Annotated in this window: 16 protein-coding genes; 2 read left to right on the top strand and 14 right to left on the bottom strand. The window is 63.4% G+C overall.

What is annotated here, in order from left to right; all coding sequences use genetic code 11:
• Window positions 1-2 precede the first annotated feature (2 nt).
• The 14 genes from HMPREF3087_RS05700 to dacB all read right to left on the bottom strand — a co-directional run bounded on the left by HMPREF3087_RS05700 (window position 3) and on the right by dacB (window position 14,623).
• Entirely contained in the window at window positions 3-1,040 is a 1,038-nt protein-coding gene (locus HMPREF3087_RS05700) for an extracellular solute-binding protein (RefSeq protein WP_070428404.1), read from the bottom strand.
• Between the two features lie 35 nt (window positions 1,041-1,075).
• The gene (locus tag HMPREF3087_RS05695) at window positions 1,076-1,891 is read right to left on the bottom strand and encodes a glycerophosphodiester phosphodiesterase (RefSeq protein ID WP_070428403.1); all 816 of its coding nucleotides are present in this window, start codon (window positions 1,889-1,891) and stop codon (window positions 1,076-1,078) included.
• 167 nt (window positions 1,892-2,058) lie between these two features.
• Complete coding sequence (locus HMPREF3087_RS05690) at window positions 2,059-2,943, bottom strand: Rossmann-like and DUF2520 domain-containing protein (protein ID WP_070428402.1); 885 nt, start codon at window positions 2,941-2,943, stop codon at window positions 2,059-2,061.
• 10 nt (window positions 2,944-2,953) lie between these two features.
• Window positions 2,954-4,705, bottom strand: a complete 1,752-nt coding sequence (locus HMPREF3087_RS05685) for a PH domain-containing protein (protein ID WP_176745015.1) — start codon at window positions 4,703-4,705, stop codon at window positions 2,954-2,956.
• 53 nt (window positions 4,706-4,758) lie between these two features.
• Entirely contained in the window at window positions 4,759-5,247 is a 489-nt protein-coding gene (locus HMPREF3087_RS05680) for a PH domain-containing protein (RefSeq protein ID WP_019174548.1), read from the bottom strand.
• Window positions 5,244-5,702, bottom strand: a complete 459-nt coding sequence (locus HMPREF3087_RS05675; protein WP_070428400.1) for a DUF3180 domain-containing protein — start codon at window positions 5,700-5,702, stop codon at window positions 5,244-5,246. Before HMPREF3087_RS05675 ends, HMPREF3087_RS05680 begins: the two co-directional genes overlap by 4 nt.
• 1 nt (window position 5,703) lies before the next feature.
• The gene (folK, locus tag HMPREF3087_RS05670; RefSeq protein ID WP_070428399.1) at window positions 5,704-6,648 is read right to left on the bottom strand and encodes a 2-amino-4-hydroxy-6-hydroxymethyldihydropteridine diphosphokinase; all 945 of its coding nucleotides are present in this window, start codon (window positions 6,646-6,648) and stop codon (window positions 5,704-5,706) included.
• Window positions 6,645-7,487 (bottom strand): dihydropteroate synthase, encoded by an 843-nt coding sequence (folP, locus tag HMPREF3087_RS05665; protein WP_070428398.1) that lies wholly within the window; start codon window positions 7,485-7,487, stop codon window positions 6,645-6,647. The genes folK and folP overlap by 4 nt, the downstream gene beginning before the upstream one ends.
• Before the next feature lie 5 nt (window positions 7,488-7,492).
• Window positions 7,493-8,056, bottom strand: a complete 564-nt coding sequence (gene folE / locus HMPREF3087_RS05660) for a GTP cyclohydrolase I FolE (protein ID WP_019174544.1) — start codon at window positions 8,054-8,056, stop codon at window positions 7,493-7,495.
• On the bottom strand, window positions 8,056-10,212 hold the full coding sequence (gene ftsH, locus HMPREF3087_RS05655) for an ATP-dependent zinc metalloprotease FtsH (RefSeq protein WP_070428397.1): 2,157 nt from the start codon (window positions 10,210-10,212) through the stop codon (window positions 8,056-8,058). The genes folE and ftsH overlap by 1 nt, the downstream gene beginning before the upstream one ends.
• Window positions 10,213-10,259: 47 nt before the next feature.
• The gene (gene hpt, locus HMPREF3087_RS05650) at window positions 10,260-10,811 is read right to left on the bottom strand and encodes a hypoxanthine phosphoribosyltransferase (protein ID WP_062021998.1); all 552 of its coding nucleotides are present in this window, start codon (window positions 10,809-10,811) and stop codon (window positions 10,260-10,262) included.
• A 37-nt stretch (window positions 10,812-10,848) separates the two neighbouring features.
• Window positions 10,849-11,994 carry a tRNA lysidine(34) synthetase TilS gene (gene tilS / locus HMPREF3087_RS05645; protein ID WP_070428396.1) on the bottom strand — a complete coding sequence of 382 codons (1,146 nt, stop codon included), beginning with the start codon at window positions 11,992-11,994 and terminating at the stop codon, window positions 10,849-10,851.
• 5 nt (window positions 11,995-11,999) lie between these two features.
• A complete protein-coding gene (locus HMPREF3087_RS05640) occupies window positions 12,000-13,109 on the bottom strand; it encodes a zinc-dependent metalloprotease (RefSeq protein WP_176745014.1) in 1,110 nt (369 codons plus the stop codon).
• Window positions 13,106-14,623 (bottom strand): D-alanyl-D-alanine carboxypeptidase/D-alanyl-D-alanine endopeptidase, encoded by a 1,518-nt coding sequence (gene dacB / locus HMPREF3087_RS05635; RefSeq protein WP_070428394.1) that lies wholly within the window; start codon window positions 14,621-14,623, stop codon window positions 13,106-13,108. Before dacB ends, HMPREF3087_RS05640 begins: the two co-directional genes overlap by 4 nt.
• Before the next feature lie 96 nt (window positions 14,624-14,719).
• Here dacB and HMPREF3087_RS05630 point away from each other — a divergent pair, with 96 nt between their 5' ends.
• Both HMPREF3087_RS05630 and HMPREF3087_RS05625 read left to right on the top strand, forming a co-directional pair.
• A complete protein-coding gene (locus tag HMPREF3087_RS05630; protein ID WP_070428393.1) occupies window positions 14,720-15,205 on the top strand; it encodes an inorganic diphosphatase in 486 nt (161 codons plus the stop codon).
• 210 nt (window positions 15,206-15,415) lie between these two features.
• On the top strand, window positions 15,416-16,090 hold the full coding sequence (locus HMPREF3087_RS05625; RefSeq protein ID WP_070428392.1) for a VOC family protein: 675 nt from the start codon (window positions 15,416-15,418) through the stop codon (window positions 16,088-16,090).
• The last annotated feature ends 81 nt before the right edge of the window (window positions 16,091-16,171 follow it).

Here is a 16,171-nt window from a genome sequence, read left to right as displayed (position 1 = left end):
GTTCAGCCGGTGACCTTCTGGAATTCCTCGATTACACCGTCCTGGACTTCGTTCATCTTTTCGAAGTCAGTGCCCTTGACGAGCTTGTTGTACTCCTCGTCAGAGGGGAAGGCTTCCTTGGCAGACTCGGGAAGCTCAATGTCCTTGACGGGCTTCAGGTAGCTTTCGGCGAAGAGCTTCTGAGCTTCATCCGACAGGACGTAGTCCAGGAGCTTCTTGCCGTTGTCGCCGTTGGGTCCGTTCTTCACCAGGCTCATGGTGTAGGGGATGCTCAGTGTGCCTTCGCACGGGTAGACGACCTCGATCGGCGAGTCTTCCGCTGCAAGCTGGTAGCCGTTGAAGTCAGCGTCGATGAGGATCGGGATTTCACCCTGCTGAACTGACGAGGTGGCAGTCTGGGCGGGGTTCTTCACGCCGTTGTCAGCCATCTTCTTGGCCCAGTCGAGACCTGGCTTGAAGTCGTCGAGCGAACCGCCGAGGGCCAGGTTGGCTCCCGTCAGCACCGAGTAGCCGACAGCTGCCTGGGCGGGGTCAAGGTAGCCGACCTTGTCTTTGTACTTGGGGTCAGTGAGGTCGTTCCAGCACTTGGGAACTTCGACGTCACCGAGCTCCTTGGTGTTGACGAGCATTGCCACAGCACCCTGGTGGACGGCGGTCCAGTTGCCTTCGGGGTCTTTGAGGTCTTCGTCGACGTCGTCGAAGCCTTCGGGCTTGTAAGGCTCAACGAGACCTTCGTCCTGAGCCTGCATGCCGAAGACGATGCCGTAATAGGCGACGTCGGCTGCCGGCGATTCCTTTTCAGCCGTGAGTGCTGCCAGCGTCTGACCGGAGTTCTTCGGGTCGTTGGGAGCTTCGATTCCCGTCGACTCGGTGAACTGCTTCAGAACGTCATCCCAGTTGGCCCATTCCTGGGGCGTGTTGTAGGAAACGACGGTGCCTGAGCCGTCCGCGGAGTCTCCCCCGCCGCCGCCAATGGAGCAGGCGGCCAGGGCAAAAGCGGACAGTGACGCCAGAGCGACGGCAGAAAGTGAACGGCGCATGTTTTCTCCTTTGTGCGAAGTTCTCGGTGGATGTGTCAGCGACCGAGGCGCTGGTGAAGGTCGTCAAGGCGGTCGGTCATGAACATGTCGACGTTCATGTCGATTGCCTTCTGATTGTCTTTCTCAAAGGCATCGGGCCAGCCCCAGGCTGAAACCGTCAATCCCAGTGATTTCGCGTAGTCGACAATGTCCGGACGCAGAGCGTCGAGGTTGATGTTGATTGCATCAAAGCCCTGGTTAGCCGCTGATGAAACCCAGGCTCGGCTGACAGGCCCCTCGCCGGTCCATGTGCGAACGCGCATGAGCTTGATGCCGGTTTTCTGATCTTTGATTGTCTTCAGACCCAAGTCGCTGAAGCCGGACACCCAAGCACGGCTCGATTGGCCGTGTTCCTCGATTTCCTGTGCCAGGCGTCGAGCGCCTTTCACTGTTGTCAGACCCGTGTGTTTGAACTCGTACACGAAGTTCGTTGCAGTCTGCTTGCCGAAAGCGGCGAAGACATCGTCGAGTGTCGGCAACTGGCAGTTCTCTTCGATCCTCTTAGGCGAACCGGAGTCAATGAGAGCTGTGCCGCCGGGGCCCTTGCAGAGGTTGTCGTGTGACAGATAGAACTTGTCGCCGGCGATGTTGTAGTGGACGTCGATTTCGACCCAGTCGGCACCCTTGTCGATTGCTGACTCGATCCCGGCGAGCGAATTGTCGGGGTGGTGCTGCTTGTCGCCGCGGTGGGCGACGCTTTCCAAAGCCGTCTGGCCGTTCTGCGCTTCAGCCGCAGCAACCGGACCGGCAGCAAGAAAACCTGCCGCAAGCGCGCATGAGGCAACCAGCGAAGCGAGGGTGCGGTGAATCATTGCCTGTCCAGGCCTCCATCGGTCGGGGGCATGCATGCCCAATCAAGACAACGAGGCCTAACCTAGGAATGATCTATGGCCGCTCAGTGACTCTGAAGTGAATATTCGACTTCATGGAGTGAACTGAAGGACGCCGGACGCTCTGGCGGACTGCTCAGTGCACCGTCTCAGGCCAGGAGGTCGAGGATGTTCTGCGCCTGCTGGTCGGTGATTGTTCCGTTGGCGAGCGCCCGCTGCACCGTCGCGCGTGCCACAGCACGGTAGGAATCACCCGTGCCGGCCATTTCTCCCGCTGTTTCGTCAAGCGCTGTCAGGTGGGCTCGCACTGTTGATGCGTCGCCGCGGGAAACCGGCCCAGTGAGGGTGCGCACGCCGCTGCGCAGCACATTCGACGTGCTCGCCGCCACAAGCTCCCCAAGCACTTGGCCCGGATCTTCGATACCGATGGATTCGAGCATTTCCATGGCCTGGGCGATGACGACGCTCACGTGGTTTGACGCATGCGAACACGCCGCGTGATACAGAGCGCGGTCAGCTTCGGCCACAACGAACGGCTCGCCGCCGATTTCCACTGCGAGCGCCTGCCCGATGGCCAGGAATGTCTTCGGCCCGGTCACCGCAATCGATGTGCGGCGAAGCGGTTCGAGATCCATGGAGGTGCCGGTGAACGACAGGGCCGGGTGCAGTGCAAGCGTGATCGCACCGCGGCCGGCGGCGGGCGCCAGAATGTCCGCCCCGTATCGGCCGGAGAAGTGCATGACGATCTGCCCCGGCGAAAACCGTCCGAGCTCAGCAAGCCCGGCCACGAGATCTCCCAGCTGGTCGTCCGGGACCGTGAAGATGACCAGTTCGGCCCGCTCGAGGATTTCCTCCACCTCGAGAATGGGGATGCCCGGCAGCATCGCCTCGGCGCGGTCAAGAGTGGTTTCAGAACCCCCGGTGACTCCCACGATCGCGTGCCCGGCCCCGCGAAGGGCTGCGCCGATGACAGCACCGACTTTCCCGGTGCCGATGATGCCGACTCCCAAGCGGGTCTGGTCGTCCAGGTTCACGTGTGTCCTCTCAGGCGGCGTCCATGGCGGCACGCGCGCGCTGCGTGTGCTGCGCATAGTCGAACAGGAGCTTCCGCGCGGTGTGTTCGTCCAGGTGTTCAAGGCACGGCCTGACCGGTCCGCGGGTGGAGTGCAGGTAGATGGTTGCGACCTTGAATGACCTTTGGATGGGCCCCTGATTCCAGCCGAGCGACTGCACGCGGGCGTGCGGTACGAAGATTGCCCGCCGGGTGAAGCGTCCAGTGCGCACAGCCATGACCGCCTTGGTGACGGCCCATCCGCTGCGGGCGCGGTTGAGCGGGTCAAGCCAGCGGGTCCGCCCTGGCTGCTGGGCGAACAGACCCGGCACCCCGGCAGGTTTGCGGAATGTGCCGGCCACCGCCTCGTGAACGACATCGCCGGGAGCAACCACGTGGCCGGAGTTGAGCTCACCGACCCCATCGGGCAGCACCAGACCCATGAGCGTCTGCACGTCAGTCAGCGAGCCCACCGGAAGGAGGGTCTTGCCTTCTTTGCCGGAATCGCCGGCGGTGTTGAACATGACCCGGTACCAACCGGCGATCCGCCACATGAACGGCTGGCGGATTTCAACGGCCTGCAGACGGTCAAGCGGCACCAGCACCCGTTCGGTGGAGAAAACTCCCTGGCTGATCTGCACGCCGTCGCCGGTGAGCTTCGCTGAGAAGTTCCCGTGTTTGAGGTTGCTGGTGACCATTTGGAATGTGGCGATCACGAAGCCGAATGCCATGGGCGCCATGGTGGTGAGCACTGCGAAAAGGGCTTCAATGTTCATGTAGCCGCCCACAGCAAGTCCGATGCACACGCCGATTGCCGCAATCGCCAGCAGAATCAGCGCGAGTGAAATGAAAACGCCGGTGGACAGAAAGGCTGCCAGGATGGTTCGGTGCAGCGGAACGCGAATGAGTTCGCCGTCGGGTTTGATCCGCCCGCTGCGCGTGTACGGCGCGATGAGCTCCTGGAACGACCCGGCAAGGTCGTTGCCGACACCCTCCGCGTGCCCGCTGAGGGACGACACGATCTTGGCGCCCGCCGGCATGCCGGGTGCGTCCGGGTTGTGCTGGGTGCCGCTGGCATCCCGCCCCTGATGACTGGGCTGGCCGGGTTGGTTCTGCAGTCCGGGATGACCGTGCTGACCGGCATCTGACGAGGTGCCACTCACCTGCCCGCTGCTGAAGCCGGCTGCCGGGGCAGTCGGGTGGGGGCCGGCCGGTGCGGCCTCCGGAGCAGGACCGGCCGGCGCTGCGGCGGCCTTGGCAGTGCGGACGTTTGCCAGGATGATGTCGCGCAGCTGTTCGGCCTGTGCCTTCTTCAGGTACAGGATGGTGATGTTGGAGTCGCTTCCGCCGGCAACATCAAAAACGAGTGTTGCCAGACCGAGAATGCGCGCCAGGAATGGCTGTTGGACATCGACGGACTGGATGCGCAGAAAGTTCGCGTGGCGGTGTGCTTTGGCCACGATGCCGTGTTTGAACTCGACCACCCGGTCGTCATACCGGTAGGCGGTTTTCTTCCACTGCAGGTACAGCAGGCCGACACCGGCTGCGACGATGACGAAGATGCCCAGAAGCGGCAGCAGGAAGTACATCACCGGCACACGGCCGATGGCTTCCGACCCTTCGCGCAGAGCACCTCCGCCCGTGAAGATCGTGCCGATCAGGTTCGGCAGCAGATTGCCGGCGAAGATGACGATTCCGAAGAATGCCGCAACCAGGAATCCTCCCATCTGCATGACGGGAGTCATCGGGTGAACCCTGTGCCAGACTCCGGGCTCGAGGCGCTGCGTCGGCCCTGCCATCACAGGCCCGCCAGACCGCTCTGGCCGCGTTCAGACAGCAGTTCGCGCAGACGGTCAGCGTCGGCGCGCTTGAGACCGGGCACGGTTGCATCCGACCCTGCTGATGCGGTGTGCAGCGTGACGGTGGCAAGCCCGAAGAACCGTTCCAGCGGGCTTGCTGTGACATCGACGTACTGCATGCGCGCATAGGGAACGACGGCGGTTCTGCGGTACATGATGCCGCTTTCAATCAGCAGGTCCGTGGGCCGGACTTTGTAGCCCATGGCGCTGACCTGACGGAAGATGAAGATGCACCGCACAAGCGGGCCGCCCAGTGTGAACAGCAGAGCAAGGATGAGCATCCACGGTTTGGCGAAGTCAAGCGTGAAGTAGGCCCCGATGGCCATCGCACTGGTGATAGCCGCACTGATGATCGTGTTGAGCAGCCGCACCAGGGCAAGCCGCTTGTCTACGGGGATGAGGTCGGGTTCGCGCAGGGGAATGCTCATGCGGCTGCTCCTGAAGGATCGTCCGGCGGCAGTTGGCAGAAACGTTCGACCACGATTCCGACGGTCATCAGAGCCGCGGCCACAACAAAAGTACCGAACATGGCCATTGCTGAGCCAGTGCGGAGAAAACCAGCAGACAGCAGAATGTAGATGCCCGAACCCAAGTACCACCCTGACAGCGCGGCCCCGGTCAGCGAGCACGCTTTGGCCATCATGGCGACTCGGGCGGCCTGCAGCGGATCGATCGGCTGCTTGCGTTCACCGTCGTTCCACCTCTTGATCGGAATGCCGAGCACCAGGAGCGTGCCGCCCAGCAGGAGCATGCCGACGATAGCCGGCCACGGAACCTCGGGAAGCGGACTGCCCCAGCTTTCCAGAACCCAGGATCCGGCGGCCCCGACCATGAGCCCGATGGCCCCGCCTGCCAGAAGGTTCGATGCTTTAGTCGGGCGCATGTCAGTCCAATCGTCGAACGGTCTGCGCCGGATCGGCAGCCTGCACGCGATCGCCGGCAGCGCTCACGAGAACCTGTTCGCCGCCGAAGCCAATACGCGCCTGCGGCCGGATTTCTGCCCACGGGACCAGCACAAATGCACGTTCGTGCGCCCTGGGGTGCGGCAGCGTGAGAACCGGGTCGTCGCTGAGAATCTGCGCTTCGGGGCTGTCGATGTCTCGGCCTGACTCAGCCAGCCGAACGATGTCGATGTCGAGCGCGCGCGGCCCCCAGCGGACCTCGCGCACCCGGCCCTGAGCCACCTCGATCCCCTGCAGGGAGGCCAAGAGTTCGCGCGGACTGCAGGCAGCTTCAACGACGGCCGCACAGTTGACGAAGTCGTCCTGCTCCACTCCCCCGACGGGCGCTGTCGAATAGAACCCGGAGGTCTGCACGACATCCACCCGCGGCAGGCGGTCAATGGCGCGCAGGGCGTCTTCCAGCTGCCCGCGCGGGTTGTCTTGGTTGGCTCCCATCGACAGGACCGCTGTTATCCGCTGGTCTGACGAGGTGCCGCTCCCCGTAGCGCCCTCACTCGCCGTGCCGCTGCTGACGGCTTCGGCGCGGACCGTGACATCGGTGAAGTCATGGGCGATCGGCGCCGACGGTTTGTGCACCGTGACTTCAACCTGGCAGGGAATCGTGATGGTCCCAGCGATGGCATCGGCAATACGAGCGGCAAGGGCTTCTATCAGGTCGTAGCGTTCGGTGCTGACGATCGAGGAGGCAAGGTCGGCCACTGCCCCGTAGTCAACCGTGTCCTCCAGGCGGTCGGTGCTGGCCGCACGGCTGAAGTCGCCCCTGAGCCTGACGTCCACACTGAATTCCTGGCCGTCGGTCTTTTCGAAGTCGAAAACACCGTGGTGGCCGTAGGCGCGCAGGCCTGTCAGGTGGATTTCGTGCGTCATTTCCGCTGCTTCTTCAGCTGGTAGTCGTGACCGGCTTTGTCGATTGCGTCGCACACAGCGGCAGCCACATACGAGGTGCGGGCGTCGTGCACGCGCACAGCCCACGCTCCCGCGCGGGCGGACACGGCGGTGATTGCTGCGGTTGCAGCATCCCGGTCAGCTTCGCTGGCGGCTGCCGGGTTGTCGGGATTGATGAGCGAAGCCAGGAAGCGCTTGCGCGAACCTGCCACCAGCAGTCGGTAGCCCAGCTGGTTGAATTCATCGATTCCGGCCATCAGCTGCCAGTTGTGCTCGGCATCTTTTGCAAAGCCCAGGCCGGGGTCGAGGATGATCCGCTCACTCTTCACCCCGGCGTCCAAAGCCGCGTCAACGCGCTCCAGAAGTTCATCGCGGACCTCGGCCACCACATCGTCATAGGTGTGGGTGGCACGCGCGTCCGTCAGCAGACCCCGCCAGTGCATGACAATGAGCTCAGCATCGGATTTCGCGGCAACGTCAAACATGCGGCTGTCCATTTTGCCGGCCGAAACGTCGTTGATGATGTGCGCGCCGACGTCCAAAGCGCGCTCCATGGTGGAGGCCCGCATGGTGTCAACGCTGACCGTCACTCCTTCGGACACGAGCTTTTCGACGACCGGCACGACGCGTGCGATCTCTTCGTCTTCCGGCACTCGGGTGGAGCCGGGGCGAGTTGATTCACCGCCGACGTCGATGATGTCCGCGCCCTGTTCGACAAGGTTGAGCGCGTGCTCAACCGCTTTTGCGTAGTCGAGGTAGCGGCCTCCGTCGGAAAAGGAATCGGCCGTTACGTTGAGCACGCCCATGATCTTGGTGCGCATGTGCTTCACCCGCCCTGAATCAGGCTGATGGCCTCTGCGCGGCTTGCGGGATCGCGCAGCTGTCCGCGCACCGCCGAGGTCAGGGTTTTCGCGCCGGGCTTCTGCACTCCGCGCATCGACATGCACAGATGCTCAGCTTCGACTACGACGATCACGCCGCGGGCGTTGAGGTTGTCCACCAGGGCGTCCGCGATCTGAGTGGTGAGCCTTTCCTGCACCTGCGGGCGGCGGGCATAGACCTCGACCAGGCGGGCGAGCTTCGACAGTCCCGTCACGCGGCCCTCCGGGCCGGGGATGTATCCCACGTGGGCCTTGCCGTGGAACGGCAGCAGGTGGTGTTCGCACATCGAGAACATTTCGATGTCTTTGACGAGCACCATTTCGTCGTACCCGATGTCGAAACTGACTTCGAGGAGGTCGTCTGCTGTCTGGCCCAGGCCCCGGCACAGATCGGCATAGGACTTCGCGACTCGCTTGGGCGTGTCTTTCAGACCGTCGCGGTCGGGGTCTTCGCCGATCGCTTCGAGGATGCTGCGGACGGCAGCTTCGATCTTGGGCAGATCCGCCATCAGCGGTCGTCCTCTGAACCGTGCGGAGGCTGCTGGTCAGGGTGCTCCGGGTAGCCGGGGTACTGGTAGCCGGGGTTCTGCTGACCCGGCTGCCCGTACTGGTTCTGCTGAGGGTGCTGCACTGATTCTTCGCCGGAGCCCTGTGCGTCCTCTTCCTGCTGGCGGCGCTCTTCAGCGCGGCGAGCCACGGCATCGCGCCAGTCGCCGGCGTTTTCGCGGCGCTCCGGCGGTGTGATGGGCGGAATGTCAGAGACCGGGCGGTCTTCGCTGGTCAGCCACACTTCGCGCTTCGGTGCTTTCTGCACGTCGGCGAAAATGCGCTTGAGATCAGCTTCGTCGAGGGTTTCGCGTTCCAGCAGTTCGTAGGCCAGCTGGTCGAGGATCGCGCGGTTGGTGTTGAGAGCCCAGTAGGCGTCGGCGTGAGCTGTGTCGATGAGTGTGCGCACTTCTTCGTCGATGATGAGCTTGGTGGCCTCTGCCGTGCCGACCTCACCCGTGCCTCCGCGACCGGCGAACGGGTCGCCGCCTTCGTCGCCGAGCTTGACCATGCCGATCTTTTCGCTCATGCCGTACTGGGTGACCATCTTGCGAGCCGTGCTCGTGGCCTTTTCGATGTCGTTCGACGCACCGGTCGAAGGATCGTGGAACACGATTTCCTCGGCGGCACGACCGCCGATCGCGTAGGCCAGCTGGTCCAGCAGTTCGTTGCGGGTGACCGAGTACTTGTCTTCTGTCGGCATGACCATGGTGTAGCCGAGAGCCTTGCCGCGCGGCAGGATGGTGATCTTCGTGACCGGGTCAGTGTGGTTCATCGCCGCAGCGACCAGCGCGTGTCCGCCTTCGTGGTAGGCGGTAACCATGCGCTCTTTGTCGTTCATCAGGCGGGTGCGCTTCTGCGGACCGGCGATCACACGGTCAATGGCTTCGTCCATGATCGTGTTGTCGATGACGGTCTGGTTCGAACGCGCTGTGAGAAGTGCGGCTTCGTTCATGACGTTTGCAAGGTCAGCACCGGAGAACCCGGGCGTGCGCTTGGCAACGGCGTTCAGGTCGACTTCATCAGCCAGGGGCTTGCCCTTCGAGTGGACCTTGAGGATGTGCGCACGGCCCTTCATGTCGGGTACTTCTACCGCGATCTGACGGTCGAAGCGGCCCGGACGCAGCAGGGCCGGATCAAGCACGTCGGGCCGGTTGGTGGCCGCCATGAGGATGATGTTCTTCGTGGGGTCGAAGCCGTCCATTTCGACCAGCAGCTGGTTGAGCGTCTGTTCGCGTTCGTCGTTTCCGCCGCCCATGCCGGCGCCGCGCTGACGGCCGACCGCGTCGATTTCGTCAATGAAGATGATGCACGGCGAATTGTCCTTCGCCTGCTCGAAGAGGTCGCGCACACGGCTGGCACCGACGCCCACGTACATTTCGACAAAATCCGAACCGGACATCGAGAAGAACGGAACCCCCGCCTCGCCGGCTACGGCACGGGCAAGAAGCGTCTTACCGGTACCGGGTGAACCGTACAGCAGAACACCCTTGGGGATCTTCGCCCCGACGTCGGTGAACTTCTTCGGCTCGGACAGGAACTCCTTGATCTCTTCGAGTTCCTCGAGGGCTTCGTCAACACCGGCGACATCGGCGAAGGTGACGTCAGGTTCTTCCTTCTGGATCATCTTCGCCTTGGACTTGCCGAAGTTCATGATTCCGCCCGCGCCGGCAGACATGCGCGTCAGCAGGAACCAGAACACGAGTCCGATCAGCAGGAACGGAACCAGGTTCAGAAGAAGAGACGTCAGGAACGACCGCTTGGGCACCTCGTCCGTGAAGCCCTTGGAAACATCAGCCGAGTCAACGGCCTTGATCACCTGTTCACCGCGGGGCTCAACGTAGAAGAACTGCACCCGCTTGCCGTATTCGCGGTCGCCGACCTTGAAGTCGTCCTTCAACACCATGTCGACGCGCTGATCGCCGTCGACGACCTTGACCTGTTCGACTTTCTTGTCTTCGAGAAGCTGCAGACCCTGATTGGTGTCAATGCGCTTGAAACCGCCCCCGGCCAGGAGCGAAGCTCCGATCGACACGATGATGAGGGCAAGAACAACCCAGACGAATGGGCCGCGGGCCCACTTCTTGACAGCGGGCGTGTTCACTTTCTTATCTGCCATTGGCTCTTCTCTGTGCGGTTCCGGTCGCGGTGGGCGGGTGGTTCGGGTCAGCTGTAGACGTGCGGCGCCAGGGTGGCGACGAACGGCAGGTTGCGGTACTTCTCCGCGTAGTCGAGGCCGTAGCCGATCACGAATTCGTTCGGCACGTCGAAGCCGGTGTAGCGGACGTCGATGTCGACCTTGATGGCTTCGGGCTTGCGCAGCATGGTGCAGATCTCAACGCTGGCAGCACCGCGGGACTTGAGGTTCGACAGCAGCCACGACAGGGTCAGGCCGGAGTCGATGATGTCTTCGACGATGAGCACGTGGCGACCCGAAAGGTCGGTGTCGAGGTCTTTGAGGATGCGCACAACACCGGAGGATTTGGTGCCGGAACCGTAGGAGGACACTGCCATCCAGTCCATCGTGACGTGCGAGTGCAGTGCGCGTGCAAGGTCGGCCATGACCATGACAGCGCCCTTGAGGACACCGACGATCAGCAGATCCTTGCCTTCGTAGTCGCGGTCGATTTCAGCAGCCATTTCCCGCAGGCGGGTGTTGATCTGCTCTTCCGTTACGAGGATCTTCTCGATGTCAGATCCGAGGTCGTTCTGGTCCACTCGGTGTCCTTTCTGCTCGCGCCAGCCGAGACGCCCATCAGCATACCCGCTGGCCCTCCGTCTGGTGTGGGAAACCTTTGTCACTTCTGCACTTGGGTCGGTCACCGGGCACGAGGCGGAGGTCACCACGGTCGGTCCGCTCAAGACTCATGCCGCCCGGCATGGACAGGGGCTGTGGGCCACCGCCCAGAGCTCGCCACGCGCCTAGGATGTGTTCTGCACTGAGCTGATCCGGTGTGCGCAGCTGCTGATGAAGCCACTTCTGGATGACGCGAGTGCCCAGTGCTGGCGGCAGCTGTGCCGTCTGTGCGCTCAGATGATCGGCTTCTATCAGGCTTTTGGCCATACGGGCCGCCCGCCGGTCAAGGTAGTCGGCATCGAAGGCGGCAAGCTCTGCCGTGCGGGCCAGGTTGCCCTTCACGCCCTCTCCCAGATGGTCAGTCAGCGCTGGCAGCACTTGTTGTCTGAGGCGCACGCGCGTGTAGTCGGGGTCACGGTTCATGGGGTCGTGCCACACGGGGATGCGCTGTGCGTAGGCCGAGGCCACCGTCTGTCGGCGCTCAATGCCCAACAGGGGCCGCCACACGGTTCCCGTTCGCAGGCGCATACCGGCAAGTGCGCGACTGCCCGAACCGCGCAGCAAGCCCAGCAGAACAGTTTCTGCTTGGTCGTCGCGGGTGTGGCCGGTGAGAACGGCTTGCGCACCGACTGCGATGCGCGCCTCCTCAAGTGCCCCGTAGCGGGCAGAGCGGGCATCGGCTTCCAGGCCGCTGGCTGTGCGTTCGACCTTCACTGTGCGCACAACCGCGGGCAGCCCGAGCCCCATGACCATTCCGGCTGTGCGCACCGCGATGTGTGCCGACCCTGACTGTAGGCCGTGATCAACGATGACAGCGGTGAATGAGTGCTCGGTCGTCGCATCCAAGTGTGCGCACGCTGCCGCGAGCGCCACCGAGTCCGGCCCTCCGGAGACCGCGACGATGAACCGGCCGGGTTCATCCGGCAGGCAGTCGGCAACAGCACGGCGGATGACCGCTGAATCGGGATCCAGGCGAGGACGGCGATGCTGCGGCGCGAGGCCGCCGCCAGCCTTGCGCTCGCCGCCGTTCAGACCGCCGCCGTTCTGACCGCGGCCGCGCTGGCCGTCGCCACACTGGCCGCTGCTGTCCGCATTGCTTCCCATAGGTCCTACAGTGTGCCCGGAGGGTCTGACACAACCCTGGACACCCACATTTCAGGGTCTTGCAGCTCGGCCGCGCTCGGCAGAGCATCCGGTGATGACCACACGCGGTTGAAGCCGTCCATTCCCGCTTTGCGGATGACGGTGCGCACAAAACGCGCCCCGTCTTCGTACTGGGCGAGCTTGTCATCAGATCCCATGAGCCGCATGGCCGCCGCGCGCAGACCCGAGTCCGAGCGGCGGTTGGCATTGAACACTCGGCGAATGCGGCGAACACTGGGAATGACTCGTTTGCCGGCGCGGTCCATCATGACGTCGGCATGGCCTTCCAGCAGCGTCATGATTGCGGTGACGTCTTCCATTGCGCGCTGCCCCTCAGGGCTGAAAGCCGCGGTCGCCAGTGACACTTCGCCGCGCAGCGCTTCTGGCAGCTGGCCCAGAAGATCCCCCAGTGATTCATCCGTGTCCAGCAGACGGCCGATCCGGTCGATCACCTCGTCGCGAATCCACGGTGCCAGCGCCAGCTGCACGCGGTGAGTGGTTTCGTGGAACGCAACCCACAGGCGGAAATCGCGCGGTTCGAACTCCATGCGCTGTTCCATCGCGAGGATCGTCGGTGCGTTCAGGATGAGTGCTCCCGGTCTGCGCATGGGCTCGTACTGTCCCAGCACTCGGCGCGAAAGAATTCCCAGGACAGCACCCAGCTGCACGCCGTTCGTCCGCGCTTCGGCTCCGGAGCGCGCAGACCTGAGCTTCTGCCGAGCCGTGTTGAGAGCAGTGCCGATTCCGCCTCGGGAGCGGGTGTTGTCACCGGCTGCCGTGCCGGACTCCGGAGAGTCCAGGTGTTCCAGCAGCTCCGTGAGCATGAGCGCATTGGCCTTCACCCAGCCCATCCGGTCGACCACGAGCACCCTGTCGGATGCCGCGCGCTGCCGGGCGGCGTCCTCAACCTCGCGGTCTAAGCGCATGGCGTCCAGAAGCAGGTCGAACGATGTTTCGGCCGCTTCGCGCATTTCCAGCACCAGGGCCTCACCTTCCGCAGCCGTCACCTTCGGACCTGCGGGAGTGGATTCGCGGGCAGCGGCGAGCGCGGACGGAACGTGGATGCGCACTGTCACCGGCACCCGCACTTGGACAGTCCGGTTACGGCCTCGTCAATGGCTTGGCGTGCACTGCCGACGCCGCCTTCCGTCATCATCGAAAACGCCAGCAGGCGGCCGTCAGCCGTGAGAACGGTTCCTGACAGGCTCGCCACAGTTGCCAGCGTGCCTGTTTTGGCTGACACCTTCCCAGCTGCCCCGCCTTCTGCGTAGCGGTAGATGAGCGTGCCGTTGAGACCACCCACCGGCATGCCGGGGATGAGCTGCGACAGGCTGTCATCCGACTGTGCGGCGGCCACGACGATGCCGGTCAGGTCGTGCGGCGAAATTCGGTTCTTGTACGACAGGCCCGATGTGTCATGCAGGCGGATGCTGCCTGTGTCGACGTTCATGTCTTTAAGCTGCTGCAGGACTTCCGCCGCCGCTGAGCTCACGGAGCCTTCCGCGCCGCGAGCCAGCGCGACTTCACGGCCGAGGGCTTCCGACACGATGTTGTCTGAACGCTGCAGTGCGTGCCGCACAACGCTGGACACCGGGGCGGACTGGACTTCAGCGATAACGGCCGGGCCTTGCTGCGCTCCGGCGCCGTCGTCGTTCTTGTCTTTGCCGTCATCGCCGGCGCCGTCCGCGTGCAGCGGCGCAGCCTGTTCGGCTGGCGGTTCGGTCTGCACATCAGAGTTGCGGATGTCGACCTTGAGACCCTTGTCGGTGAGAGCATCGGCAAAGTCGCGAAGAGCGTCGCGGGCGGGTTCGGGCGTGCGCGGCGCTTTGTATTCGCCGGTCTTCGACCCCATGGAAACCATGAGCGGGTCCATGTTCGTGATGAAGCCGTATCCGATGTCGTCGCGGTCCCAGTCTTTACTGAACCGCGGACCGGTGTAGCGGGACACGTCCGCGTAGACCTCGACCGTGTCCACGCCGCGCTTTTTGAGTTCGTGCGCGGTGTCCTCAGCGAGTGTGCCCAGGCCAGCCCGGCCGTTGACGGCGCCCGGTTTGGATTCACCCTTGCCGAGCATGACGTCGCCGCCGCCCACAAGAGCCAGTGCAGCACTGGTTCCCTCTGTGGAATCCAGGCGGGCCGATGTGGTGAACGTGCGATCAGCACCCAGAGCCCCGAGAGCCGCCGCTGAGGTCAGCACCTTCGTCACGGATGCCGGGGTGCGGTCCGCACCGGCGTCTTTCGTGTAGAGGACTTCGCCGGTTGCGGCATCGCGAATGTCGATGCCGGCTTTGCCCTTGAAGCCGCTTTTCTTGAACGCGTCTTCAACGACCCGGGCGATCTTCTTCGGCACGGGCGCATTGGAGTCGAGTTCCGCGATATCAAGCGCCCGAGGTGGAGTTCCGGAAAGTGCGGGAGCTGGGCTCCCGCCGGAGGTCGGCACAACGGTGAGAACGCCGGGAACTGCGTCGAGGGCATCGAGAGCGGCGTATCCGGTCAAAGCGGCCACGACAATCGCGGCAGTGCCGCCGATCGCCTTTGCACGCCCGCGCCCACTGCGGCGCTTGTTCTTGCGGGCACGTGATCTGCTCACCGATTACTCACCTCTTTCTGGCCTTCACTATGCTAATTGTGACGCCTGTCAATCATGGAATCCTTAAGGATCATCCAGCTGTAAGGAGAAAATCTCTTGGAACTTCTCGCCACCATCGAAATCCCGCAGGGTTCGCGCAACAAGTACGAAGTCGACCACGAAACCGGACGGGTCAAGCTCGACCGCTACCTGTTCACCTCGATGGCCTACCCCACTGACTACGGCTTCTTTGAGGACACGCTCGGCGAAGACGGCGACCCGCTCGACGTTCTGGTCCTGCTGCACGAATCCGTGTTCCCCGGCTGCCAGCTGGATGCCCGCCCCATCGGCGTTTTCCGCATGGAAGACGAAGCCGGCGGCGACGACAAGGTCCTCGCAGTCCTCGCTGACGACCCGCGCTTCGACGCCATCCAGGACGTCAAGGATGTCGACGAGTTCCAGCTGGACGCCATCGAGCACTTCTTCGTCCACTACAAGGACCTCGAACCGAACAAGTTCGTCAAGGGCTCCGAATGGGCTGGCCGCGAAGTCGCCGAAAAGATCGTTCAGGAATCGATTGACCGCTTCAAGGCCGAAGCCTGACCGCTGTTAAAACCTGACTGCTGAAAGCGGGTGGGAGCGGAAGCCGCTCCCACCCGCTTTTTCGTGCCTCCGGGCCCCAGCGGAACCCGAAGATGACGGCAGGTGGCAAGCGGCGCCTCGTCAGATAAGAAGCGGCCCAGCAGCGAGCAAGGCGAGAAAGTTAGGCATACCTAAGTCACGTGAAAATGAGATCTGTGCCACGCTCAGAGTATGAATCTGGACCATGTTTCGTTCGCCGCTCAGCAGGACGGTCTGCACGCCACGGCTGACCGTCTGGCAGAACAACTCGGCATCACCTACTACGACGGCGGAATCCACCCGCGGTTCGGAACGCGGAACCTGATCTTCCCGCTGGCAAACGGGCACTACCTCGAGGTCGTTGAAGCCCTCGAGCACCCGGCAGCGCTGGCAACCCCGTTCGGGCAGGCCACAAGGGCGCGGTCTGACAAGGGCGGCGGCTGGATGGCGTGGTGCGTCAGCGTCAACAACCTGGCCAAGGTTGAGGATCGCCTTGAGCGCAAAGCCGTCGACGGCAACCGCACCCCGGAAGACTCAGAGGAAATCCACTGGAAGCAGATCGGCGTGAAGGGCGTCATCGCTGACGGCCAGCTGCCGTACTTCATCCACTGGGTCTCCCCCGCTGAACTGCACCCGTCAGCCCGCCCGCAGCGCAAGCTGGACGGCAGCGGCGAACTCACCGGCGACGACGCTGTTGCCATTGAATCGCTGCAGATTGCCGGAAGCCGCGACCGCGTGCGCGACTGGCTGGGCACCGACGCCCACAAGCCCATCCCGGAAATCGGCATCGACTGGGTGGCTCCGCATGGCGAGCCGGGCATCATGTCCGTCACGTTCACCACACCGCAGGGCCGCGTCGTTCTGTAAGGGGCGCGGCGGCTGCGGCGTGGATGCGCAGTGTCGCCGTGCCAAGGCAGATTCACGCTTTAATGCAACTTTGCGCGTAAA

Origin of the sequence: Brevibacterium sp. HMSC22B09, assembly GCF_001806795.1 — a bacterium.
GTDB classification, from domain to species: Bacteria; Actinomycetota; Actinomycetes; order Actinomycetales; family Brevibacteriaceae; genus Brevibacterium; species Brevibacterium ravenspurgense.
Note: the sequence above shows the minus strand (reverse complement) of the source record. Positions and strands in the feature narration are given on the sequence as shown.